Origin of the sequence: Haemophilus paracuniculus, assembly GCF_002015115.1 — a bacterium.
In the GTDB taxonomy this organism is placed as follows: Bacteria; Pseudomonadota; Gammaproteobacteria; order Enterobacterales; family Pasteurellaceae; genus Haemophilus_E; species Haemophilus_E paracuniculus.
Genome location: NZ_MUYA01000004.1, coordinates 185,206 through 208,851, shown reverse-complemented (window position 1 = coordinate 208,851; position 23,646 = coordinate 185,206). Strand labels below are relative to the sequence as shown.

Annotated in this window: 23 protein-coding genes; 7 read left to right on the top strand and 16 right to left on the bottom strand. The window is 47.4% G+C overall.

The genetic code is table 11. The features are described from left to right. Positions 1 to 17 precede the first annotated feature (17 nt). The 15 genes from B0187_RS03625 to adk form a co-directional block, all read right to left on the bottom strand. A complete protein-coding gene (locus B0187_RS03625; protein ID WP_078236495.1) occupies positions 18 to 731 on the bottom strand; it encodes a YwiC-like family protein in 714 nt (237 codons plus the stop codon). Positions 732 to 740: 9 nt separating this feature from the next. Continuing rightward, a complete protein-coding gene (gene sucD / locus B0187_RS03620) occupies positions 741 to 1,610 on the bottom strand; it encodes a succinate--CoA ligase subunit alpha (protein WP_078236494.1) in 870 nt (289 codons plus the stop codon). After that, on the bottom strand, positions 1,610 to 2,776 hold the full coding sequence (gene sucC / locus B0187_RS03615; RefSeq protein ID WP_078236493.1) for an ADP-forming succinate--CoA ligase subunit beta: 1,167 nt from the start codon (positions 2,774 to 2,776) through the stop codon (positions 1,610 to 1,612). Before sucC ends, sucD begins: the two co-directional genes overlap by 1 nt. Before the next feature lie 42 nt (positions 2,777 to 2,818). Beyond that, positions 2,819 to 4,114 (bottom strand): NCS2 family permease, encoded by a 1,296-nt coding sequence (locus B0187_RS03610; RefSeq protein WP_078236492.1) that lies wholly within the window; start codon positions 4,112 to 4,114, stop codon positions 2,819 to 2,821. Positions 4,115 to 4,410: 296 nt separating this feature from the next. Then, positions 4,411 to 5,175 carry a spermidine/putrescine ABC transporter permease PotC gene (gene potC / locus B0187_RS03605; RefSeq protein WP_078236491.1) on the bottom strand — a complete coding sequence of 255 codons (765 nt, stop codon included), beginning with the start codon at positions 5,173 to 5,175 and terminating at the stop codon, positions 4,411 to 4,413. Beyond that, entirely contained in the window at positions 5,175 to 6,041 is an 867-nt protein-coding gene (gene potB / locus B0187_RS03600) for a spermidine/putrescine ABC transporter permease PotB (protein ID WP_078236490.1), read from the bottom strand. The genes potC and potB overlap by 1 nt, the downstream gene beginning before the upstream one ends. After that, on the bottom strand, positions 6,028 to 7,143 hold the full coding sequence (gene potA / locus B0187_RS03595; RefSeq protein WP_078236489.1) for a spermidine/putrescine ABC transporter ATP-binding protein PotA: 1,116 nt from the start codon (positions 7,141 to 7,143) through the stop codon (positions 6,028 to 6,030). Before potA ends, potB begins: the two co-directional genes overlap by 14 nt. Positions 7,144 to 7,392: 249 nt before the next feature. Further along, a complete protein-coding gene (pcnB, locus tag B0187_RS03590) occupies positions 7,393 to 8,949 on the bottom strand; it encodes a polynucleotide adenylyltransferase PcnB (protein WP_425432432.1) in 1,557 nt (518 codons plus the stop codon). A gap of 57 nt (positions 8,950 to 9,006) precedes the next feature. Next, positions 9,007 to 9,447 (bottom strand): RNA polymerase-binding protein DksA, encoded by a 441-nt coding sequence (dksA, locus tag B0187_RS03585; RefSeq protein ID WP_078236487.1) that lies wholly within the window; start codon positions 9,445 to 9,447, stop codon positions 9,007 to 9,009. A gap of 120 nt (positions 9,448 to 9,567) precedes the next feature. After that, positions 9,568 to 10,443 carry an NAD(+) kinase gene (locus B0187_RS03580; protein ID WP_078236486.1) on the bottom strand — a complete coding sequence of 292 codons (876 nt, stop codon included), beginning with the start codon at positions 10,441 to 10,443 and terminating at the stop codon, positions 9,568 to 9,570. Positions 10,444 to 10,448: 5 nt separating this feature from the next. Next, complete coding sequence (locus B0187_RS03575; protein ID WP_078236485.1) at positions 10,449 to 10,925, bottom strand: PNPOx family protein; 477 nt, start codon at positions 10,923 to 10,925, stop codon at positions 10,449 to 10,451. Further along, positions 10,915 to 11,190 carry a DUF1294 domain-containing protein gene (locus B0187_RS03570; RefSeq protein ID WP_078236484.1) on the bottom strand — a complete coding sequence of 92 codons (276 nt, stop codon included), beginning with the start codon at positions 11,188 to 11,190 and terminating at the stop codon, positions 10,915 to 10,917. Before B0187_RS03570 ends, B0187_RS03575 begins: the two co-directional genes overlap by 11 nt. Positions 11,191 to 11,225: 35 nt before the next feature. Next, the gene (glyA, locus tag B0187_RS03565; RefSeq protein ID WP_078236483.1) at positions 11,226 to 12,488 is read right to left on the bottom strand and encodes a serine hydroxymethyltransferase; all 1,263 of its coding nucleotides are present in this window, start codon (positions 12,486 to 12,488) and stop codon (positions 11,226 to 11,228) included. 151 nt (positions 12,489 to 12,639) lie between these two features. Further along, positions 12,640 to 14,859, bottom strand: a complete 2,220-nt coding sequence (priA, locus tag B0187_RS03560) for a primosomal protein N' (protein WP_078236482.1) — start codon at positions 14,857 to 14,859, stop codon at positions 12,640 to 12,642. Positions 14,860 to 15,152: 293 nt separating this feature from the next. After that, positions 15,153 to 15,797, bottom strand: coding sequence for an adenylate kinase (gene adk, locus B0187_RS03555; RefSeq protein WP_078236481.1), 645 nt, complete (start codon positions 15,795 to 15,797; stop codon positions 15,153 to 15,155). Between the two features lie 243 nt (positions 15,798 to 16,040). Here adk and sucA point away from each other — a divergent pair, with 243 nt between their 5' ends. From sucA to tehB, 6 genes are all read left to right on the top strand, one after another. Next, positions 16,041 to 18,860 carry a 2-oxoglutarate dehydrogenase E1 component gene (gene sucA / locus B0187_RS03550; RefSeq protein ID WP_078236480.1) on the top strand — a complete coding sequence of 940 codons (2,820 nt, stop codon included), beginning with the start codon at positions 16,041 to 16,043 and terminating at the stop codon, positions 18,858 to 18,860. Between the two features lie 53 nt (positions 18,861 to 18,913). After that, on the top strand, positions 18,914 to 19,150 hold the full coding sequence (locus tag B0187_RS03545) for a hypothetical protein (protein WP_158078222.1): 237 nt from the start codon (positions 18,914 to 18,916) through the stop codon (positions 19,148 to 19,150). A gap of 28 nt (positions 19,151 to 19,178) precedes the next feature. Continuing rightward, the gene (odhB, locus tag B0187_RS03540) at positions 19,179 to 20,393 is read left to right on the top strand and encodes a 2-oxoglutarate dehydrogenase complex dihydrolipoyllysine-residue succinyltransferase (RefSeq protein ID WP_078236478.1); all 1,215 of its coding nucleotides are present in this window, start codon (positions 19,179 to 19,181) and stop codon (positions 20,391 to 20,393) included. An 84-nt stretch (positions 20,394 to 20,477) separates the two neighbouring features. Further along, positions 20,478 to 20,789: an HI1450 family dsDNA-mimic protein gene (locus B0187_RS03535; protein ID WP_078236477.1), complete on the top strand. Its 312-nt coding sequence runs from the start codon at positions 20,478 to 20,480 to the stop codon at positions 20,787 to 20,789. A 12-nt stretch (positions 20,790 to 20,801) separates the two neighbouring features. Further along, positions 20,802 to 21,293 (top strand): 4-hydroxyphenylacetate 3-monooxygenase, reductase component, encoded by a 492-nt coding sequence (hpaC, locus tag B0187_RS03530; RefSeq protein WP_078236476.1) that lies wholly within the window; start codon positions 20,802 to 20,804, stop codon positions 21,291 to 21,293. Between the two features lie 110 nt (positions 21,294 to 21,403). Beyond that, on the top strand, positions 21,404 to 22,264 hold the full coding sequence (gene tehB / locus B0187_RS03525; protein ID WP_078236475.1) for an SAM-dependent methyltransferase TehB: 861 nt from the start codon (positions 21,404 to 21,406) through the stop codon (positions 22,262 to 22,264). A gap of 71 nt (positions 22,265 to 22,335) precedes the next feature. On the opposite strand, the gene B0187_RS03520 is transcribed toward tehB, so the two are convergent. Then, entirely contained in the window at positions 22,336 to 23,028 is a 693-nt protein-coding gene (locus B0187_RS03520; RefSeq protein WP_078236474.1) for a YggS family pyridoxal phosphate-dependent enzyme, read from the bottom strand. Between the two features lie 58 nt (positions 23,029 to 23,086). Between B0187_RS03520 and B0187_RS03515 the strand changes: the two genes are divergently transcribed. Next, positions 23,087 to 23,644 carry a KdsC family phosphatase gene (locus B0187_RS03515; RefSeq protein WP_078236473.1) on the top strand — a complete coding sequence of 186 codons (558 nt, stop codon included), beginning with the start codon at positions 23,087 to 23,089 and terminating at the stop codon, positions 23,642 to 23,644. Positions 23,645 to 23,646 lie beyond the last annotated feature (2 nt).

Genomic DNA, 23,646 nt, shown 5'->3' with positions numbered 1-23,646 from the left:
ATGTTTTAAGCAAATTGCTACCTCCCTAAGATCAGTGCCACCAAAAATAACAATGTTATCGGAAATTCTAGAATACCGATTTGTTTGATGTTCCATTTTTGGCGAGGAATTATAATTGCTCTCACGAGGGCGGTGAGATAGGCAAAGGCGATCAGATATTGGGTGTTGGATAGGTAGATCAACAATATTGCCAAGTGCCACGTGAGGCTGAGTTTGAGGTAAAGGGGATTTTTACGTTCTCTTGCCACGCTTTTGATATAGAGGGTTGTGCCAATAAAAAAGAGGGTGGGTTCAATTAAAATCGCAAAATTAAGTTGTTCAGTTGTCAGAAAATAGCTTGCCATTCCCACGATGCCAAAGGTTAAAATCCCTGCGAGGTCGTTGAGGATATGGCGTTCGTTGCGTTGTTTGGCGAAGTGGAGTTGTACCGCTGCAAGCGGTAGGATTGGCACGAAAAATTGCCATAGTTGAGGGCGGTAAATCAGTACGGGGATCGCAAAAATTAGGCTGATGACGCCGTAAATGATTGCCCACTGACGATTTCGTTCGGTTGGCTTTTTGCTGAACAGGGAAAGTAGCGGATAAGAGCAGAAATAGAGGGCGAGCCACGCCAGTCCGAGCAGTAAATGCCAGAGGCTCGGCTGCCCTGCGAACATTCCGTAAAGGAAAGGCACGAATGCCATTACCAACGCACCGTGCTGATTTGAGATAACGGGTTTGTGTAATGGCATTGAATGTCCTTACTTCAAGAGCGAGCGTAAGGCTGAACCGATGTCCGCCAAGCTACGCACGGTTTTTACGCCTGCGTCTTCAAGGGCTTTGAATTTTTCATCTGCCGTGCCTTTGCCGCCGCTGATGATCGCCCCTGCGTGCCCCATTCGTTTGCCTTTCGGGGCGGTTACGCCGGCGATGTAGCTCACCACTGGCTTGGTTACATTAGCTTTGATAAAGGCAGCCGCTTCTTCTTCCGCTGATCCACCGATCTCGCCGATCATTACAATCGCTTCTGTTTGCGGATCTTCTTGGAACAGTTTGAGAATGTCGATAAAGCTCGAACCAGGGATTGGGTCGCCACCAATACCTACGCAGGTGGATTGTCCAAAGCCTTCATCGGTGGTCTGTTTAACCGCTTCGTAGGTAAGCGTTCCCGAGCGAGAAACAATGCCGATTTTGCCTTTTTTGTGAATGTGGGCTGGCATAATGCCGATTTTGCATTCTTCTGGGGTAATAATACCTGGGCAGTTCGGACCGATCATTCGCACGCCCGTTTGGTTGAGGCGTTGTTTCACTTCAAGCATATCAAGGGTTGGGATGCCTTCGGTAATGCAAACGATGAGCTGAATACCGCTGTCAATCGCCTCTAAAATGGCGTCTTTACAACCGCTTGCAGGCACATAAATCACGCTGGCGGTCGCCCCAGTCGCTTCCACCGCTTCACGCACGGTGTTGAAAACAGGCAAGCCTAAGTGGGTGGTGCCACCTTTGTTTGGCGACACGCCACCGACTAATTGCGTGCCGTAAGCAAGGGCTTGCTCAGAATGGAATGTGCCTTGTCCGCCAGTGAAACCTTGGCAGATTACTTTGGTGTCTTTGTTGATTAAGATAGCCATTATTTGCCCTCCGCAGCTTGCACCGCAGAAATTGCGGCTTCGGTTAAGGTGTTGGCGGCGATGATGTTCAGCCCGCTTTTATCCAAAATTTCACGCCCAAGCGGTGCGTTGTTGCCCTCTAATCGCACCACCACTGGTACATTTACGCCCACTTCATTCACGGCGGCGATAATGCCCTCGGCAATCAAATCGCAACGGACGATACCGCCGAAAATGTTCACCAGCACCGCTTTGACCGCTTTATCGGATAAGATGATTTTGAACGCTTCGGCGACACGCTCTTTGGTTGCCCCACCGCCCACATCAAGGAAGTTGGCTGGCTGACCGCCGTGCAGTTTGACGATGTCCATCGTTCCCATCGCCAACCCTGCACCGTTTACCATACAGCCGATGTTGCCGTCTAACGCCACATAGTTGAGCTGGTGTGATTCCGCCAATGCCTCACGCGGATCGTCTTGGCTTGGATCTTGCATCGCCAATAACTCTGGCTGACGGTAAAGGGCGTTGTTGTCCACCACCATTTTGGCATCTAAGCAGAGCAAATCGCCCGATTTAGTAACCACAAGCGGATTGACTTCCAACAGGGAAAGATCTTTTTCCACAAACAATTTGGCGAGTTGGGTAAAAATATGGCTGAATTGTTTGATTTGATCGCCCGATAAGCCCAATTTGAACGCCAATTCACGCCCTTGGTACGGCATTCCGCCTACGAGCGGATCGAGAGCGATTTTGTGCAAGAGTTCAGGGGTTTTCTCGGCGACTTCTTCGATATTCATACCGCCTGCCGAAGATGCCATAAACACGATTTTTTGCGAGGCACGATCCACCACCGCCCCGAGGTAGAGTTCACGCTCGATTTGTGAACACTCTTCCACATAAATGGTATTGACGGGCTGACCGTTGGCATCGGTTTGGAAGGTAACTAACCGCTTGCCAAGCCATTGATCAGCAAAGGCTCGGGCTTCTTGCTCGTTACGCACCAGCTTCACGCCGCCTGCTTTGCCTCGCCCACCTGCGTGAACTTGGCATTTCGCCGCCCAAACATCGCCATTGAGCTTGGTGATCGCCTGTGCCACTTCGTCCGCCGACTGGCACGCAATCCCGACACTCACGGGCAATTTATACTTCGCAAACACTTGTTTTGCTTGATACTCGTGTAGATTCATAGCATCTCCTTTTATTGTGTTTTACTGGGAAATTCGTGTGAATTATCCCACCCAAATAAATTTTGCGATAAATAATGCAGACACAACCACCACCGAAAGATTGATCTCTTTCGCACGCCCCGTAAAGAGCTTCATTAAGCAGTAGCTGATGAAACCAAAGGCGATCCCCTCGGTAATCGAATAGGTAAATGGCATCATTGCGGTGGTAATGAACGCTGGGGTCGCTTCGGTAAGATCGTCCCACTTCACTTCAATCAGGCTTGACGCCATTAAGATGCCGACAAACACTAACGCCCCTGCGGTGGCGTAAGCAGGCACTAACCCTGCAAGTGGCGAGAAGAAAATCGTTAATAAGAATAAGACGCCAACCACAACGGCGGTTAAGCCCGTGCGACCGCCAACGGATACGCCCGAGCCACTTTCGATGTAGGTGCTGATCGCAGAAGTTCCCATAAATGAGCCTGCCATTGCACTGGTGCTGTCCACATAGAGGGCTTGTTTCATTTTCGGGAAACGCCCTTTTTCATCGGCTAAGCCTGCTTTGTTGGTAACGGCGATTAACGTGCCTGATGAGTCAAACAAGTTTACCAACATAAATGAGAAGATAATGCCGAGCAAACCCACATCAAACGCCCCTGCGATATCGACTTGCCCAACAACGGGATCAAGGCTTGGTGGGGTTGAGATAATGCCAGAGAATTTGACATCAGGATCGAACAGTAACGCCAACGCCGTTACCACCACGATTGAAACCAACACGCCCGAATGAATGCCGCGAGCGGCAAGAGCTGCGATAATGAAAAAGCCTAGCACGCCCATTAACACTTTTGGATCGTGCAAGTTGCCGAGGGCGACTAAGGTGTCTGGGTTCGCCACCACTAAGCCCATATTTTTAAAGCCGATTAACGCGATGAACAAGCCGATGCCCGCCCCAATGCCGACACGCAAACCGAGGGGAATTGCCGACATAAACCAGTAACGCACTTGTAACACCGTTAAAAGGAATAAGCCAACTGAGCCGAGGAAAATCGCCCCCATTCCCACTTGCCACGAATAGCCCAATTTTTGCACCACCACGAATGCAAAAAAGGCGTTTAAGCCCATTGCGGGTGCAAGGGCAATCGGCAAGTTACTGAATAAACCCATTGCGATTGTGCCGAAAGCAGCGATCAAACAGGTGGTAACAAACACCACTTGGGTGTCCATTCCCGCCACGCCTAAAATGGACGGGTTTACAAACACGATATAAACCATTGTGAAGAATGTGGTGATGCCTGCCACAATCTCGGTTTTGACGTTACTTCCTTTTTCACGAAGTTGGAAAAGGCGTTCTAGCATTAAAAAGACTCCTAAAATGAAAGATAAGACCGAAAACAAGCGGTAAGATAACGCTAAATTTTTACGAAATCAATCATTTGTAAAAATTTTGTAAAATCTTACCGCTTGCAAGCCCCCTACGGCACTGCGTGCCACTTCCCCCGCAAGCGGGGGCAGATCTGATCTTCCCCCATTTATGGGGGAAGTACCCTGCATAGCAGGGGATAGGGGGCGAAATTTTTGAAAATCCTACCCCTTGTAAAGGGATATAAATAAAAAATTCCCTTTGATCAGCGACCAAAGGGAATTTGTTTACATTATTTTTTTCTCACAACAACTTGGCTTAATAGCACTAAGGTTAATGAGAAGATAATCATCAAGGTTGCTAAGGCATTGACCTCTGGCGTTACCCCTGTTTTCACAAGTGAGAAGATTTTGAGCGGTAACACTTCATAGCTTGGGCTGGTAACGAAAGAGGATACCACCACATCGTCTAAGGAAATCGTGAAGCTCAATAACCACCCCGAAATAATGGACGGCAATGCCAACGGAAGAATGATTTTGCGTAAAATCGTTACCTCGCTCGCCCCTAAGTCTTTGGCGGCTTCGAGCATTTTGCCGTCAAAGTCGCTTAGACGAGAAGAAATGGTGATCACCACATAAGGTAAACAGAATGTGATGTGAGCGATCAGCAACGAGATAAAACCGAGTTTGATCCCTAAAATCATAAACAACACAAGCATTGACACCGCCATTACAATATCTGGCGACATCATTACCACGAACAACATTCCGCCCACCAACTGCTTACCACGGAAACGGTAGCGGTAAAGGGCGATTGAGGTTAAAGCCCCTAAAATGGTTGAGAATGTGGCGGCAAAGAACGCAATAGTTACCGAGTTCATTGTGGCGGAAATGAGGGTGTCGTTATTGAATAAACGTTCATACCAGTTCCAGCTAAACCCTTTCCATTGCAAGCCGTAGCGGTCTTCGTTGAATGAGTTTACCACGAGAATAATGATCGGAATGTAGAGATACGCAAACACGATCAACATAAAAAGGTTTCTAAATAGACGTTTCATTATTCAAGCTCCACCTTTTTATTTAATAATTTATTCGCACGATAGTAAACATACAACATTAACGCCATTAACACGGTGAGGGCAATACTCACTGCTGAACCAAGCGGAAGTTGGTTGGTATTCAAGAATAGGCTCTTAATGATGTTACCGATTAACGGGGTTTTGCCGCCGCCGAGTAAGTCCGCAACGTAGAACATTCCCATTGCAGGTAATAATACGAGCAAACAACCCGCTACAATCCCTGGCATTGTGAGTGGAATGGTTACACGCACAAAACGTTGGAACGCATTTGCACCGAGGTCTTTCGCCGCTTCGAGTAAACGCCCGTCAATTTTCTCAATTGATGAGTAAAGCGGTAAGATCATAAATGGCAACAAGATATACACCAAACCGATCACAATCGCCGTTTCGGAATTGAGTAATCGCATTGGCTCGTCAATAACGCCAAGCCACATTAAACTTTCGTTGAGTACGCCTTTGATCCCGAGGAAAATTTTAATCCCATAAATACGGATCAGTGAGTTCGTCCAGAACGGCAACACCACCAAAAACAGCAAAATCGGGCGGATTTTCGCTGGCATTTTGGCAATAATAAAGGCGAACGGATAGCCGATAATTAAACAGAAGAAAGTCGCAATTCCCGCCATATAAAGCGAGTTCCACAACACGGTGGCGTAAGTATCGTTGAACAAGGAAACATAAGCATCAAGGCTAAATGTAAAATCAACGAAATACTGACTTTGACGATTTTCGGTTAAGAAACTGATTAACAGTACGAGTAAATTCGGTACAAGAACAAATAGCAATAACCAACCGAAGATAACCGCAACAGTTCCATTTTGGAATTTGTTATTAGAGATCTTCATTTCTGAGTACAACCTCCCAACCTTCGTGCCACGTTAATGCCACTTTTTGACCGATAGAGTGATCGATGTGCGGATCATCTTCGTTGAAGAACTCGCTCACCAACACGTTCATTCCGTTGTGATCAAGTTTCACGCTGGATTCTAAGGTCATCCCTTTATAGTTACGATCAGAAATGTGTCCGATGATCGCTTTCGAGCTTTCATTTTCGTCCAATTCTTCAATCACAATATCTTCTGGACGCAACAACACTTTCAGTTTTTGATTTGGGGTTACTTCCATATCTTCCACTTTAATGTTGCAGATACGCCCTTCCACATTCGCTTTCACGTTTTTCGCATCGACACGCTCAATCACGGTCGCATCAAACACGTTGATTTCGCCGATAAAGCGAGCCACGAACAAGTTTTTCGGTTCTTCGTAAATTTCACGCGGCGAACCGTCTTGGGCGATTTTACCGCCGTTCATCACGATAATACGATCCGACATCGTGAGGGCTTCTTCTTGATCGTGCGTTACGAAAATAAAGGTGATCCCTAATTGACGTTGTAAGGCTTTCAGCTCGTTCTGCATCTCTTTACGCAGTTTGTAGTCGAGTGCTGAAAGAGATTCATCTAACAACAACACTTTTGGCTTGTTCACCACCGCACGAGCAATCGCAATACGCTGCTGCTGACCACCAGAAAGCTGTGCTGGTTTTTGATCGGCACGATCTTCCAAACGCACCATACGCAAGGCTTCCATTACACGCGGGCGGATTTGATCATTCGGTACTTTCTGCATTCTTAACCCAAATGCCACGTTCTCAAAAATAGTCATATGTGGGAAAAGGGCGTAGCTTTGGAATACAGTATTCACAGGGCGTTGCTCTGCGGGAACGTTAGACACATCTTGTCCGTCAAGAATAATAGAACCCTCTGTGAGTTCCTCAAAACCCGCAATTAAACGTAACGCTGTGGTTTTACCACAACCGGAAGGACCTAAAATTGTTAAAAATTCACCGTTATAAATAGTGAGGTTTAAGTTCTCAATAATCGTTTTGTTGCCATAACGTTTAGTTAAAGAACGGAGTTCGATGATTGGTTTTTGATCTAACGTTTCCATCTTACGAATGTGTTTCCCTTAAAAATTGAGAATGACAGAAATTCTGAATAAAAATTCAGGGCGAAGTCGTGTGAAATCCCACGAAAAAATATCGGGTATGATATAGCGAATAGGGGGGGATTGAAAGAAAAAAATGCGACAAATTGGCAAATTTGAGCAAGGAATAGAGGGAACGGCGGAAAATTTACAAACAAGGGGGTAGATTTTGGGAAATTTTGCAAAATCTACCCCCTTGACTGAGGCTTTGTATTACGCCTCAACCACCGAATTTGAGGCTTTTTTCTTTTTACGTCTGAATGGGCGTTTGCGGCGTTTTTTCTTTTCCTCATTGACGAAATTTGGCGAGGATCGCACCGCTTGTAGCATTTCGTTGCGTTGATTGTCGTTGCTGAATTGGAATTCGTGCCACCACGCACTTAATTCTACCAAATCGCCGCCCTCAATTTCCGCTCGCATCACGAGTAGATCAAAACCTGCACGGAATTTAATATGTTCGAGGGTTTGCAATGGGCGTTTGCCCGAACGTTTGGTGAGTTGGAACTGCAACGCCCAAATATCGCGGATCACCGCCGTGTGTCGGCGATGTAACGCCACCGCTTTGCAGCTCGCATCTAAAATTTCGTTTGCCGCCAGCATTAACGCATCGTGGCTGTTCAAACCGCCTTCATTTTTCAGCTCGTCAATTTTTTCCCGTAGCGGATACCACAACAATGCCGCAAACAGGAACGCCGGGTTCACACGCAACTTATCTTTAATCCGCTCATCGGTAGAAGTGAGGGCTTTTTCGATCATTCGTTCCGTTGGTGAATTTTTTTGTGGCGTGAAAAAGTCGCTCAACACAGGGAATAACAGCTCAAACAAGCCATATTCACGCAGTAATTGGTAGGTTTTCACGCCGTTGCCCGACTGCAATAATTTGAGGGATTCATCAAACAAGCGGGCGGCAGGGATATTTTTCAGCAAGTGAGCCAGCGATTTAATCGGGGCTTCGCTTGGTTTGTCCAAAAACATTTCCAATTTCGCCATAAAGCGGATCGCCCTCAACATTCGCACGGGATCTTCTTGATAACGGGTGGTAGGATCGCCGATCAAACGCAATTTGCCTGCGTTGAGATCCTCAATGCCGTTGAAGAAATCAAACAGCAGATTGTGGGTTGGATCATAATAGAGGGCATTGACGGTAAAATCGCGCCGTTGTGCGTCTTCTTTCAGCGTGCCGTAAACGTTGTCTCGCAACAACATTCCCGCCTCGCTCACTTTGGAAATTTTATCGTTGGAATGGGTTTGATGATCGGCTCGGAAGGTTGCCACTTCGTAAATATCTCGCCCAAAAACGATATGGGCAAGGCGGAAACGGCGTCCGATCAAACGACATTGACGACCAAACAATTTTTGGATTTCCTCGGGGCGAGCGTTGGTCGCCACATCAAAATCTTTCGGCTTTTGTCCGAGTAGTAAATCACGCAAACAGCCGCCCACGATATAGGCTTCATAACCTGCTTTTTGCAGTTTATTGACAATCGTTAAGGCGTTCGTTGGGAAATCTTTGGGCGTGATCTGATAATGCCCTGCGGGCTGGGTAAATTTTTTATGCAACAGATGTGCTGGTTCATTCGCCGATGGCTTTTTCTTCGCCGCACGTTCTGGCTCAACAAATTTGGGTTTGGCACGCTTTGGGCGTTCCGTTTTGCTACTCGCCGTTTTTTGGGCAGATCCGACCGCTTGCACGGGCTTTTCCGCCTTCGTTTCACTTATTTTTTTGCGAGTAAACAAAGATTTGATGTAATTAAAAATAATCCACCTCAATAAAATTGGGATAAAAACAAAAATCGGGGGAAATTTGATTTCCCCCGCTCTGCTCTGTTAATGACCCATTTGCTTTTCACGAATTTCGGCAAGGGTTTTGCAATCAATGCACATATCGGCGGTTGGACGAGCCTCTAAACGGCGTAAACCGATTTCTACGCCACAGGCTTCGCAGTAACCATATTCATCTTCGGAAATGTTGTGCAACGTTTGCTCAATTTTTTTCAATAATTTACGCTCACGATCACGGTTGCGTAACTCTAAACTAAATTCTTCTTCTTGGGTGGCTCGGTCCGCAGGATCGGCAAAGTTCGCCACTTCTTCTTGCATTTGGCTTTTGGTGCGTTCCGCTTCTTCCATAATTTGAGCGTGCCACGCTCTTAAAATTTTACGAAAATGCTCTTTTTGAGCATCATTCATATATTCTTCATTTTTCTTGGGTTGATAAGGGGTTACCCCTGCTAACGCTAATAAACCTAATGCGGTTTGTTGAGTCATCATTCACTCCTTGTACGAGATTTCTCTCAATTTAATCCTGCCAAAAAGAGTTAGGCTATTCAAAAAAAGGCGTATAAATAGCAGAACTTTGATTACTTGGCAATCAATTTTACACATTCACTAAAATAATTTTGTGAGCCAACCGAGCTTTGACCCCAAAACATTAAAATAGTTGTAATCATTTAAATGTAAAAGTTGTAATTTTTCAGGGCTTTTTTGCACCAGAATCCGATCTTCGGGGGCAAACGGCAAGGAAACCTGATTATCACAACTCACTCGCAATTCAGGCTGATTATATTGGGCGAACCGCAACGAAAGCTGACTATCGCCGTCAATCACCACAGGGCGAGAAGAAAGGGAATGGGGGAACATCGACACCAACGCCATCGCATTCAAATTGGGGGTCAAAATCGGGCCATTCGCCGAAAGGGAATAGGCGGTCGAACCCGTTGGGGTGGCGATAATCAAGCCGTCCGAGCGTTGCGAAAAGGCGAATTTGCCGTCAATGCTTACCTTAAAATCAATGGTTTTCGCCACTTGGCTGGCGTGGATAATCACTTCATTCAAGGCATTATGCTCGGCAATAATTTTGCCGTTGCGTTCCACTTTCGCTTCTAACAAAAAGCGTTCTTCAATAAAAAATTCGCCCCGTTCCAAACAATTATGCAGCTGTTCAAACGCCGTTTGGGGGGCGATGTCGGTCAAAAAGCCCAAATTACCTCTATTGATACCGATCAGCGGCACTTGATATTTGGCAAAATGGCGAGCCATTCCGAGCATATTGCCATCGCCGCCGATCACGATCACTAAATCCGCCACCTGCCCGATTTGGTCGAGGGTGGTCGCATTCGGCAAATTCAACAATTTGGCGATATTTTCTTCCACCAAAATTTGATATTTACGCTCTTTCAGCCAATTATAGACGGAAAGGTGCGTTTCAAGGGCGATGTCGTGGCGAGGTTTGCCCACAATCGCAATGATTTTAAAATGAGCCATAGTCGTTACGCTTGCTGTAAAAAATGGGCGGATTCTAACAGATTTTCGCCAAAATGGCGTTGCCAAATTTGTTTCGTGCCGAATTGCGGTTGGTTGGCGGTGTATTTCACTGCATCAAGTTCAATCGCCCAAATTGGCGTGTCAAACACCCGTGCCGATTGAAATTGCTCAAAGAATTTTTGCTGATAACAAGCGGTGAGATCCGCCGAAATTTTTGCGATCCGCCCTAAAAATTGAATCCCCTCAATCTCTGCGAGATTGCGAGTCGAGTGAGCAATCGTGCCTGAAACCTGAGGATTTTGCTGCATTATTTGGGCGTGTAAAGTGCGATCTTCGGTGGTAATGATCAACCATTTTTCGGCAGGTTCAAATAGATAAAAACAGTTCGCCGACCACGATTTTTCGCCGAAACTGACCGCTAGACTCAACACAAATTGCCGTTGCAAAAACGCCAACATTTCTGGGGAAAATTCACGCAACATATTTCAGATAACCAAAGGGAATCGCAAATAGCCACAAAATTGCCGAAAAAATCACACAGGCGTGAAACGGCAAATGTTTGGTTTTGTGGCGAACGTATTTCATCGCTAAAAATGTGCCGATAAATCCGCCCGCCAAACAGAGTAGCAATAAAGTCAATTCAGGGATTCGCCACTGATTTTTGATCGCCCGTTGTTTATCGACATACATAAAACAAAAGCTGACCAAATTGATCAGCACCAGATAAATGAAAATTGCTAACATCATCAAAAAATAAAACCCCGCAAGCGGGGTTTTCTCAATTAAGCATAAACCGGCAAACGCTTGCAGATTTCAAGCACTTTGGCTTTGGTGGCTTCAATCACTTGCTCGTGATTGTCTTGGTTGATGCTATCTAGCACATCGCACATCCAACCTGCCAACTCTTTCACTTCTGCCTCTTTAAAGCCACGGCGGGTTACCGAAGGCGTACCGACACGGATACCAGATGTGATAAACGGTTTTTGCGGATCGTTCGGCACCGCATTTTTGTTCACGGTAATATTGGCACGACCGAGTGCCGCATCTGCCGCTTTGCCCGTTAAGCCTTTTGAAACTAAATCCACGAGGAATAAGTGGTTTTCCGTGCCGTTCGACACCACGTTATAGCCACGTTGTTTAAACACTTCCACCATTGCTTTGGCGTTTTTCACCACTTGGGCTTGGTAGGTTTTAAATTCTGGCTCTAACGCTTCTTTGAAACAGACCGCTTTCGCCGCCATCACGTGGACTAACGGACCGCCTTGACCTGCTGGGAACACGGCACTTTGTAATTTTTTGTACAATTCTTCATCTTTGGCGTTCGATAAAATCAAACCACCACGCGGGCCAGCCAAGGTTTTATGCGTTGTCGTGGTTACAATGTGAGCGTGATTGATCGGGCTTGGGTAAACGCCTGCCGCGATTAAGCCTGCAACGTGTGCCATATCCACAAATAAATACGCCCCCACTTCATCGGCGATCTCACGCAATTTCGCCCAATCCACCACCTGTGAATAAGCCGAGAAACCACCCACGATCATTTTTGGCTTGCACTCTAACGCTTTTTGGCGAATATCTTCATAATCTAACACGCCGTCTGCGGTAATGCCGTATTGCACCGCATTGTAAATTTTGCCCGAGAAGCTGACCGAAGCCCCGTGGGTTAAGTGTCCGCCGTGGGCGAGACTCATACCTAAAATGGTATCATGCGGCTGCAACAACGCCATATACACCGCCGCATTCGCCTGCGAACCCGAGTGCGGCTGCACGTTGGCATAATCCGCCCCGAAAAGCTCTTTGGCACGGTCAATCGCCAACTGCTCAACGATGTCCGCATATTCACAACCACCATAGTAACGTTTACCAGGGTAACCTTCCGCATATTTGTTGGTAAATTGTGAGCCTTGGGCTTCCATCACCCGTGGGCTGGCATAGTTTTCAGAAGCAATCAGCTCGATATGCTCTTCCTGACGGCGGTTTTCGTCCTGAATCGCTTGCCATAACACAGGATCATAATCTTTGATGTTCATATCACGTCTTAACATCGGTTTCTCCTATAAGTAAACGTTTGCGTAGTAATGAGAGACGGCATTTTACGGCATTTTCGCCCCAAAGTGTTAGCCTTTTTTAATTAAACGGTTGCCTAAAAATTCATATCAAAATGAAAAATTTTAATATGCTGATTTTCTATTCAATTTATCCTAATTCCAAAGGATCAACATCCAACGAAACCCGTAAATTGTTGGCGAGGAAGCGATCTCGATCTTGGTCGAAAATAGTAAGTAACTGTTGCAGGGCGTTGCGGTTGGGGTGTTGAATGAGTAGCAACCAGCGGTAATGCCCTGCTTTTTTCGGCATTGGGGCTTGGAATGGGGGTAGGATTTGGAAGCCTTGCCAGCCTTGTTCGTGGATTTTTTGTTGGAAGTAAGCGGTCAGATCCTGCAAAATTTTTTCCGCTTGTTCGCTTTGTCGCCCCGTTGCTCGAAACAGAGCTTGGGCGGAATAGGGCGGTAGATTCATCAATTTCCGCATTGTGAGGGCTTGCTCGGCAAAGGCTGGATAGCCCTGTTCCAGCAAGGCTTTGAGCAGGGAATGGTCGGGGTAATGGGTTTGTAGCACTACTTCGCCTTGCTTTTCCGCACGCCCAGCTCGCCCAGCCACCTGCACATAAAGTTGAGCCAGCCGTTCTTCGGCACGGAAATCGGTCGAAAACAGGGCGGAATCCACATTCACAATCGCCACCAAAGTAACATTCGGAAAATGGTGTCCTTTGGCAAGCATTTGCGTGCCGATCAGAATTTGGCTTTTGCCCTGCTGAATTTCGCTCAAATGCTGTTCTAGCGAGCCTTTGCGAGCGGTGCTATCACGGTCAATTCTCGTGATTTGATAATCGGGAAAATGCTGGGCGAGGGTCTGTTCCAACTGTTCCGTGCCAAGCCCTGTGGTGATCAAATGGGTCGAACCGCAATGCTCGCATTGGCGAGGGATAATCCGTTGGGCGGAACAGTGGTGGCAACGCAGCACACGCTGTTTTTGATGATAGGTAAAGGGCTTGTCGCACGAGCCACACTCGCACATCCAACCACATTCGTGGCAGAGCAGCACAGGGGCGAAGCCTCGCCGATTGAGGAACAACATCACTTGATTGCCCTCAGCGAGGTGCTTTTTCATCATTGCCAGCAATTTTTCCGACAAGCCGTTAAAAATGCGTTGAGTTTTCAGGTCGATCAGCTGCTGGTGGGATAATTTCGCATTACCTGCCCGAGCCGTAAGTTGCAATTCGGTAAATTTGCCACTCTGCACGTTATGCAGGCTTTCAAGGCTTGGGGTCGCCGAGCCTAAAATAATCGGCACGTCCGCCATTTTGGCTCGCACCACCGCCAAATCTCGGGCGTGATAACGCCAGCCGTCTTGCTGTTTGAATGAGCTATCGTGTTCTTCGTCAATAATGATCAGCCCCAAGTTGGCGAACGGGGTAAACAGGGCGGAACGGGTGCCGATCACAATCGCACTTTCGCCATTTTTCGCCCGTAGCCACGCGTTGAGTCGTTGGCTATCGTTGAGGTTGGAATGTAGGGCGTCAATTTCCACATTAAAACGTGCCTTAAAGCGTTGCACCGTTTGTGGGGTTAGCCCGATTTCTGGCACAAGCACCAGCACTTGTTCGCCCCGTTCCAACGCTTTTTCAATCACTTGCAGATAAACTTCCGTCTTGCCCGATCCCGTTACCCCATTCAGCAAAAACGCCTCAAAATGCGTTTGATAAAGCAGACGGCTGACCACCAGCGACTGCTGTTTATTCAGCACCAGCCGGTTTTGTTTATTGCAGATCGCCCGTTCGCCTAAGGTTTGTTGCCAAGATTGTGGCTCAAAAGTGGTTTCAACGGGTTCGACATAGCCTTTTTCCAGCCATTGCTTCCAAATGGCGGCGGTGCAAGCGGTCGGTTTCTCGAAAATTTTTGCCGATTGAGCCAGTTCTTCTAGCAATAATTGCTGTTTTTTAGCACGTTTCAATTCGCCATTTTGCAGGGCGGAAAGGGCGGTTTCGGTCAGTTGGAATTGTTCGGGAACGCTACGTTCGGTGCTGTCGCCTTGGCGTAATTTGACTGGCAACGCGTTGTGTAACACCTCGCCGAGGGGGGCGTGATAATAGCGAGCCGCCCAGTTGAGCAGTTGCCAGCTCTGTTCGTCAAACAGGCTTTGCTGATCGAGAATGGCGGTGATCGGTTTTAATTTATCCGCTAGCACATCGCTGGTGGTGGGCTGTTCAATCACAATCCCGATTTTGCTCTGCGAGCCAAACGGCACGCACACCCTCGCCCCTTGCACCAACGGCACATCCGCCCATTCATCAGGCACAACATAATCAAACAACCGAGCCAACGGCACGGGCAAAGCGAGGCGGACGAGGTTCATCGAAAATCCTAGATAAATGGAAGGTTATGAATGCTTATTCTTCGAGAATGAAAAAGGGATATATTTGCCCCCTACCCCGCCTTTGGCGGTACTTCCCCCGCAAGCGGGGGAAGATATCGGAACGATTGAAAGCAAAATTTTCCCCGCAAGCGAGGGAAAATTTTAGAACTATCGAAAGTAAGATCTGCCCCCGCTTGCGGGGGAAGTGGTTGAGCGTAGCGAAACCGAAGGGGGCAAAACATAAGAGTAGGATTTTGAAAAATTTCAAAAATCCCACCCCTTGCAAAGCGAAATTAACCCAAAATCTTCGCTAATTCTTCACTCACTTGCTCAACAGGTTTTGTGCCGTCTAAACGCTCGTAGCGGGTGTTGCCGGCTTCGGCTTCGGCGGTGTAGTAAGCGATGAGTGGTTTGGTTTGTTTGTGGTAGATCGCCAAACGCTCTAACACGGTTTCGGCTTTGTCGTCTGGGCGAATGATTAAATCTTCGCCTGTTACATCGTCTTTGCCTTCCACTTTTGGTGGGTTGTAAACCACGTGGTAGGCGCGACCAGACGGCTGATGCACGCGGCGACCGCTCATTCGCTCTACGATCACTTCGTCTGCCACGTCAAATTCCAACACGAGGTCGATTTTCACGCCCGATTCTTTGAGGGCGTCGGCTTGTGGAATGGTGCGAGGGAAGCCGTCTAGCAAGAAACCGTTGGCACAGTCAGGTTGAGCGATACGATCTTTCACTAAGGCAACGGTTAATTCGTCTGGCACGAGTTTACCTTCGTCCATTAACGCTTTGGCTTGTTTGCCGAGTTCCGTTCCCTCTTTAATCGCCGCACGGAACATATCCCCCGTTGAGATTTGTGGGATACCAAATTTGTTCATCATAAATTGTGCTTGTGTGCCTTTGCCAGCACCAGGGGCACCTAATAGAATAATTTTCATACTAACCTCATTAAGAAAAAATATGGTGCTAACCTTACCGATTACCGCTTGAAATTGCAAATTTTTTCTCGGAACAAACCGCTTGCACATCGTTCTGGCTAAATTTTGTTACAAAATTGTAAAAATTCGACTTACTTCACATTTTTTCTGAAAAATTTCGGGCATAATAGCATTCAAAATTTCACTTGCCATATATAATGGCGGTAATTTGTAAACACTACACTCAAATAAGGTTAGGTCTGTATGCAACGTGATCCTGTGCATAAAAATTTTGATGATTGGTTAGCCTCAACCGCTTTCGGTGGTTCAAACCAATCTTATGTTGAGGAAATCTACGAGCAGTATCTGGAAGATCCTGCAAGCGTTGATGAGAGCTGGCAGGCGATTTTTGCTTCGCTACCGCAAACCACCGCCGTAGAGCAACCCCATTCCCAAGTGCGTGATTATTTCCGCAAACTTGCCCGTGAAAATCATTCGGAAACGGTAACGGTGATCGACCCAGAAGCCAGTGCCAAACAGGTGCGTTTGTTGCAGTGGATCAACGCTCACCGTATCCGTGGACACCTAGAAGCGAAGCTCGATCCGCTTAATTATTACCGTTGGAAAACCTCAAAAGTGCCAGAGTTGGATTATCGCCACCACGGTTTTAGCGAGGCGGATCTGAATGAGACCTTTACCATTGGGCGTTATGTGTTCGGTAAAGACACAATGAAATTGGGCGAACTCGCCGAAGCCTTGAAAGAAACCTATTTAGGCACGATTGGGCTTGAATTTATGCACATTCAAGACATCGAGCAACGCAACTGGTTGCAAGCCAAAATGGAAAGCGTTTTGAATAAACCGTTATTTACGGCGGCGGAAAAAATCAATTTATTACAAGAACTTACCGCTGCTGATGGTTTGGAACGTTATTTAGGGGCGAAATTCCCAGGGGCAAAACGCTTCTCGTTAGAGGGTAGCGATGCCTTTATTCCGTTGATGAAAGAGATTATCCGCCACGCAGGTCGTCAAGGGATGTCTGATGTGGTAATGGGAATGGCTCACCGTGGGCGTTTAAATATGCTCGTCAATGTGTTGGGCAAAAAGCCTGCCGAACTCTTTGATGAATTTGCGGGTAAGCACGCGGACGATAACCGCACGGGCGATGTGAAATATCACCAAGGCTTCTCGTCTGATTTTGCGGTGGGCGATAAGCAGGTGCATTTGGCGTTGGCGTTCAACCCGTCTCACCTTGAAATTGTTAGCCCTGTGGTGATTGGCTCGGTGCGTGCAAGACAGGCTCGTATTTTCGACACCGAACACAATAAAGTGTTGGCGATTACCGTTCACGGCGACTCGGCAGTAGCAGGGCAAGGGGTGGTGCAAGAAACGCTGAATATGTCAAATGCCCGTGGTTATAAAGTGGGCGGCACGATCCGTATTGTGATCAACAACCAAATCGGCTTTACCACCTCGAACCCGAACGACACCCGTTCAACCGAATATTGCACCGATATTGCCAAAATGATCCAAGCCCCGATCATTCACGTTAATGGTGATGATCCAGAAGCGGTGGCTTTTGCGGCAAGAATGGCGGTGGAATATCGCACCCTATTCAAACGTGATATTTTCATTGATTTGATCTCTTACCGCCGCCACGGACACAACGAGGCGGACGAGCCGTTGGCAACCCAGCCGATGATGTATAGCATCATCAAAAAACATCCAACCCCTCGCAAGGTGTATGCGGATCGTTTGATCGCCGAGGGTGTGATTACCCCAGAGCAAGAATTAGAAATGCTCAACGGCTACCGTGATGCCCTCGATCAAGGCGACCGTGTCGTACCTGAATGGCGTGAAATGGATACCGCTGCAATGGACTGGTTGCAATATCTCAACTACGACTGGACCAGCCCTTACGAAAGCAAATTCCCACAAGATCGCTTTACCACCCTAGCCAAACGGGTGTGCGAATACCCAGAACAGCACAAACCGCACTCGCGTGTTGAGAAAATTTACAACGACCGCAAAGAGATGTATCAAGGTCAAAAATTGCTTGATTGGGGTATGGCGGAAACAATGGCGTATGCGACCTTGCTTGACGAGGGAACGCACATTCGCCTATCGGGCGAGGACGCAGGACGTGGCACATTCTTCCACCGCCACGCCGTGATCCACAACCAAAATGACGGTACGGGCTATGTTCCGTTAGCCCACTTACACGCCAACCAAGGGCGTTTTGAGGTGTGGGATTCGGTGCTTTCCGAAGAGGCGGTACTTGCCTTTGAATATGGCTATGCCACCACCGATCCGAAAACCCTCACCATTTGGGAAGCCCAATTCGGCGACTTCGCCAACGGTGCACAAATTGTGATCGACCAATTTATCAGCTCGGGCGAACAAAAATGGGGCAGAATGTGCGGCTTAGTGATGTTGCTACCGCACGGCTACGAGGGGCAAGGCCCAGAACACTCGTCCGCACGCTTAGAACGCTATCTGCAACTTTGTGCGGAACAAAATATGCAAGTGTGCGTACCGAGTACCCCTGCACAGGTTTACCATATGCTACGCCGTCAAGCGATCCGCAAAATGCGTCGTCCGTTGGTGGCAATTTCGCCAAAATCGCTACTTCGCCACCCGCTAGCGGTCTCTTCCCTTGAAGAATTAACCAATGGCGAATTCCAAAATGTGATCGGCGAGATCGACAACCTCGATCCAAAACAGGTAAAACGTGTGGTACTTTGCTCGGGTAAAGTTTATTACGACTTGCTCGAACAACGCCGTCAAAACGAACAAACCGATGTGGCGATTATCCGCATTGAGCAGCTCTACCCATATCCACACGAAGACGTGCAAAAGGCACTTGCTCCTTACGCTCACGTTACCGATTTCGTTTGGTGTCAAGAAGAACCGCTCAACCAAGGAGCGTGGTATTGCAGTAAGCACAATTTCGAGGCGTCAATCCCTGACAATGCGAAACTGAAATACGCAGGCAGACCAGCTTCCGCTTCGCCAGCGGTGGGCTATATGTCGTTACACACCAAACAGCAAAAAGCGTTAATCGCTGACGCTTTAACCCTTTAATCATCACGCCTCAGCTTAGGTTGAGGCAATTTAGATAAGATACGGAGAATAAAATGATGTTTAACCCAATTCCAGAAGAATCATTCCAAGCCAACATTAAGATTATAGGCGTAGGTGGTGGCGGTTGTAATGCATTAAATCGCATTGCTGAAACCGAAAATGTGGCAGATTTGAATAGTAAAGGGGTTGAAATGTATGCGGTCAATACCGACGCACAAGCCTTGAAAATGGTCAATGCCGACATTCAAACCGTGCAAATCGGTGCTCAAACTACGGGTGGCTTAGGCTAATCGCTCACAAATTAAAAGGAAAACTAAAATGACTATCGAAATTCTTGTTCCAGATTTACCTGAATCCGTTGCCGATGCGACAGTGGCGAAATGGCATAAACGTGTGGGCGACAGCGTAAAACGTGATGAAGTGATTGTTGAAATCGAAACGGACAAAGTGGTGCTTGAAGTGCCAGCTACCAGCGATGGTGTGATTGCCGAAATTCAGCAAGATGAAGGGGCAACCGTGGTGAGTAAGCAGTTGCTCGGCACGCTCAACTCACAACAAGCGGGCGATTTTACCGCACAAACCGTTGCCCCAGCCAACGAGCCAACCCCTGCGGATCGCAAAACCTCTGCGGTGGAAAATGATCATAGCGATGCCGATTCGCAAGGCCCTGCGGTTCGCCGTTTACTCGCCGAACACGGCTTGAATGCTAATGAAGTGAAAGGCACGGGCGTAGGCGGTCGTATCACCCGTGAAGATATTGAAGCGGTGGTGGCGAAACGCCAAGCCAAACCTGCGGTGGCGGAAAACACCGTCAGCACCGTGGCGTATCAAAGCCGCAGCGAAAAACGCGTCCCGATGACCCGTTTACGCAAACGCGTGGCGGAACGCTTACTCGAAGCGAAAAACACCACCGCAATGCTCACCACCTTCAACGAAGTGGATATGCAGCCAATTATGACCCTGCGTAAACAATACGGCGAAAAATTTGAGAAACAGCACGGCGTGCGTTTGGGCTTTATGTCGTTCTACATCAAAGCGGTGGTGGAAGCCCTCAAACGCTACCCAGAAATCAATGCCTCAATTGACGGCGATGATATTGTTTATCACAACTATTTCGACATCAGCATTGCCGTATCCACCCCACGCGGATTGGTTACGCCAGTAGTGCGTGATTGCGATAAATTGAGTATGGCAGAGATCGAGAAAACGATCAAAACCCTCGCCGAAAAAGGCAGAGACGGCAAATTGACCGTGGAAGATCTCACGGGCGGCAACTTTACCATTACCAACGGCGGCGTGTTCGGATCATTGATGTCTACCCCGATCATCAACCCACCACAAAGTGCGATTTTGGGAATGCACGCCATCAAAGATCGCCCTGTGGCGATTGACGGCAAAGTGGAAATCCGCCCGATGATGTACCTCGCCCTCAGCTACGATCACCGTTTGATTGACGGCAGAGAAAGTGTTGGTTTCCTCGTGGCGGTCAAAGACCTGCTTGAAGATCCAACTCGTCTGTTGTTGGAAATTTAAACCCAACATTTAGCCGAAATTTCAAAGAATCAGACCGCTTGCAAGCGGTCTGATTTTGTTCAATTTTTACCCATTATTCAAACAATGCAAAAATTAACCCCTGATGAAGCGATTGACCTCGCTTACGATATTTTCTTGGAAATGGCAGGCGAAAATCTCGATCCTGCCGATATTTTATTATTCAACTTACAATTTGAAGAACGTGGTGCGGTGGAAATGGTGGAAACCGCCGACAACTGGGACGAAGAAATCGGCACGTTGATTGACCCCGAAGCCTTTGCCGAAGTGTGGGTGGGCTTAGTCAATGAGCAAGATGAAATGGACGATATTTTCGCCCGTTTTCTGATTTCCCACGATGCGGAAGATCGCCAATACCACGTTATTTGGAAAGCCTAATTGGAAAAAAGAATGCAACCGATTGAATTTTCACAACAATTTCGCGATGCAATGGCTCATCTTTGTGCCGCTGTCAGTATCGTAACCAGCAACGGCAAAGCGGGCAAAGTGGGGATCACCGTTTCATCGGTCTGTTCCGTCAGCGACAGCCCACCCACGCTGCTCTTTTGCATCAACCAAAGCAGCGACCTGCACGACATCATCGCCCAAAACCGCCAAGTGTGCGTAAACGTATTGAGCCACGAGCAGGAAGAACTCGCCAAACATTTCGCCTGTATGCTGGATAGCACAATGGAACAGCGTTTCAGTTGGGACATTTGGCAAGAAAGCGAGCAAGGTCTGCCGTTATTGAAAGGGGCAATTTCCACCTTGCAAGGGGAAATTATCGACAGCCACAGCGTCGGCAGCCACACCATTTTTATTACACGCCTCACCCAAATAGACACCGCCCCAAACCATAGTTTGGTTTATTTTGGACGGCAGTTTAATCAAGTGGAACTTTGATAAAAATCAAGCGAATGCAGAATAGCCGACTATTTTAGTCGGTTTTTTCTTGCCTGATGATCGCCAAATCCCTAAGATCTTGCCGTTTTATTTTGATCGAGGAAACCAAAATGGAAAAGCTACGCTGCTACAAACAAATGCCCGTCTGGACAAAAGAGACCCTACCGCAAATGTTCCAAGAAAAACACAACACCAAAGTTGGCACTTGGGCGAAATTAACGGTGCTAAAAGGGCAACTCAAATTTAGTGAATTAACCGAAAACGGCGAGGTAGTTGCCGAACATATTTTTGATCCTCAACATCAGCCCTATTTTGTTGAGCCACAACTTTGGCATAAAGTTACCCCGCTTTCGGACGATTTAGAATGTCAGCTCGCCTTTTATTGCCAGCCCGAAGATTATTACAGCAAAAAATATAACCTCACCGCCACCCACTCGGAAGTGCTAAACGCCACCCAATATATCCAACAAGGCAAAGCCCTTGACTTGGGCTGTGGACGCGGCAGAAATTCCCTCTATTTGGATCTGCTCGGCTTTAACGTAACCGCCGTGGATCATAGCGAAGAGAGCATTTCATTCTTAAATCAAGTGATCGAAAAAGAGCAACGAAACATCAACACCGCCATTTACGACATCAACCAAGCGGATATTCAAGGCGACTATGATCTGATTTTATCCACCGTGGTAATGATGTTTTTGAACCGAGATCGCATTCCTGCCATCATCGAAAATATGCAAAAAAACACCAAAATCGGTGGTTATAATTTAATTGTTTGTGCAATGAGTACCGAACAATACCCCTGCCCAATGCCATTTTCTTTCACCTTCAAAGAGGGCGAATTGAAAAATTATTACCAAGGTTGGGAATTGGTGAAATATAACGAAGATCTCGGGCATTTACACAAAACCGACGCCAACGGCAACCGTATTCAATTACAGTTTGCGACGATGTTGGCAAGGAAAGTGAGGTAGGATAGCAAGCGGTAATATTTTGAAAAGTCCATTTTGTTGATAAATATAACATATACGAACTTTTCAACATCCTACCCCTTGTAATCCCTCGCCCCAAACACCGCCGTGCCGATTCTGACCATTGTCGAACCGCATTCAATCGCTGTTTGCATATCATCTGACATTCCCATTGAGAGGGTGTCGATGCCGTCAAAATTTGCTTGCAATGTTTGGAAGAGTCGCTGCATTTGTTGCAGAGCGATTTTTTGTTGAGCGGGGTCGCTTTCGGGTTTGGGGATCGCCATTAAACCGCGTAATTGCAGGCGGGGAAGCTCGCTAATCCGTTTAGCAAGGGGTAGCATTTCCTCGGGGGCGATGCCCGATTTGGACTCTTCATCGCTGATGTTAATTTGAATCAACACTTGCAACGGTGGCAGTTCCGCAGGGCGTTGTTCGCTTAGGCGTTGAGCAATTTTGAGCCGATCCACCGTTTGAATCCAATCAAAATTTTCTGCGACTAAACGGGTTTTGTTCGACTGCAACGGCCCGATAAAATGCCATTCCAAATCTTTGCGTTCGGCAAAATAGGCAATTTTTTCTACCCCCTCTTGCACATAATTTTCGCCAAAGACACGTTGCCCCGCCGAAATCGCTTGTTCAATCGCTTCCACGGGTTTGGTTTTGCTCACGGCAAGTAATTTTACGGCATTTTGAGGACGGTTCGCCCGTTGGCTAACCTGTTGAATTTGTTGATAAAGTTGAGATAAATTGTGAGAAATCGACATTTTTAAATTCCAAACGGCTATAATGCACAAATCATAAAGAAAATTATTAGGAAAAACAATGGAACAGCTTTTAGCAAAATTGAGCAAAATTAAGCTCGTGATCACCGATGTGGACGGCGTGCTGACGGACGGCAGCCTCTACTACACCGATCAAGGCGAAACAATGAAACGCTTCAACGTGCGAGACGGCTTAGGCACGAAAATGTTGCAAGCCGCCGGCATTCAAGTAGCGGTATTATCGGGGGGCGATAAGCCTTTTTTACGCAAGCGGTTGGACGATTTAGGTATTACATTGAGCCAGCTCGGCAAAATGGAAAAACGCACCGCTTGCTTTGAGCTAATGGAAAAAGCAGGGGTAACCGCCGAGCAGACCGTTTATTTAGGCGATGACAGCCTCGACCTGCCCGCCTTTGAAGTGTGTGGCGTGGCGGTGGCGGTGGGCGATGCGTTCAGCTACATCAAGGAAAAAGCCGATTTTGTGCTGGAAACCGCAGGCGGACACGGGGCGTTGCGTGAGCTTTCCGACCTGATTTTGACCGCCCAAAATAAACAAGAGATGTTCAACTCGGCGGACGGCTTTCTCAAAATCGTCAGCCAAATGAAAATCGCCCAATAAAT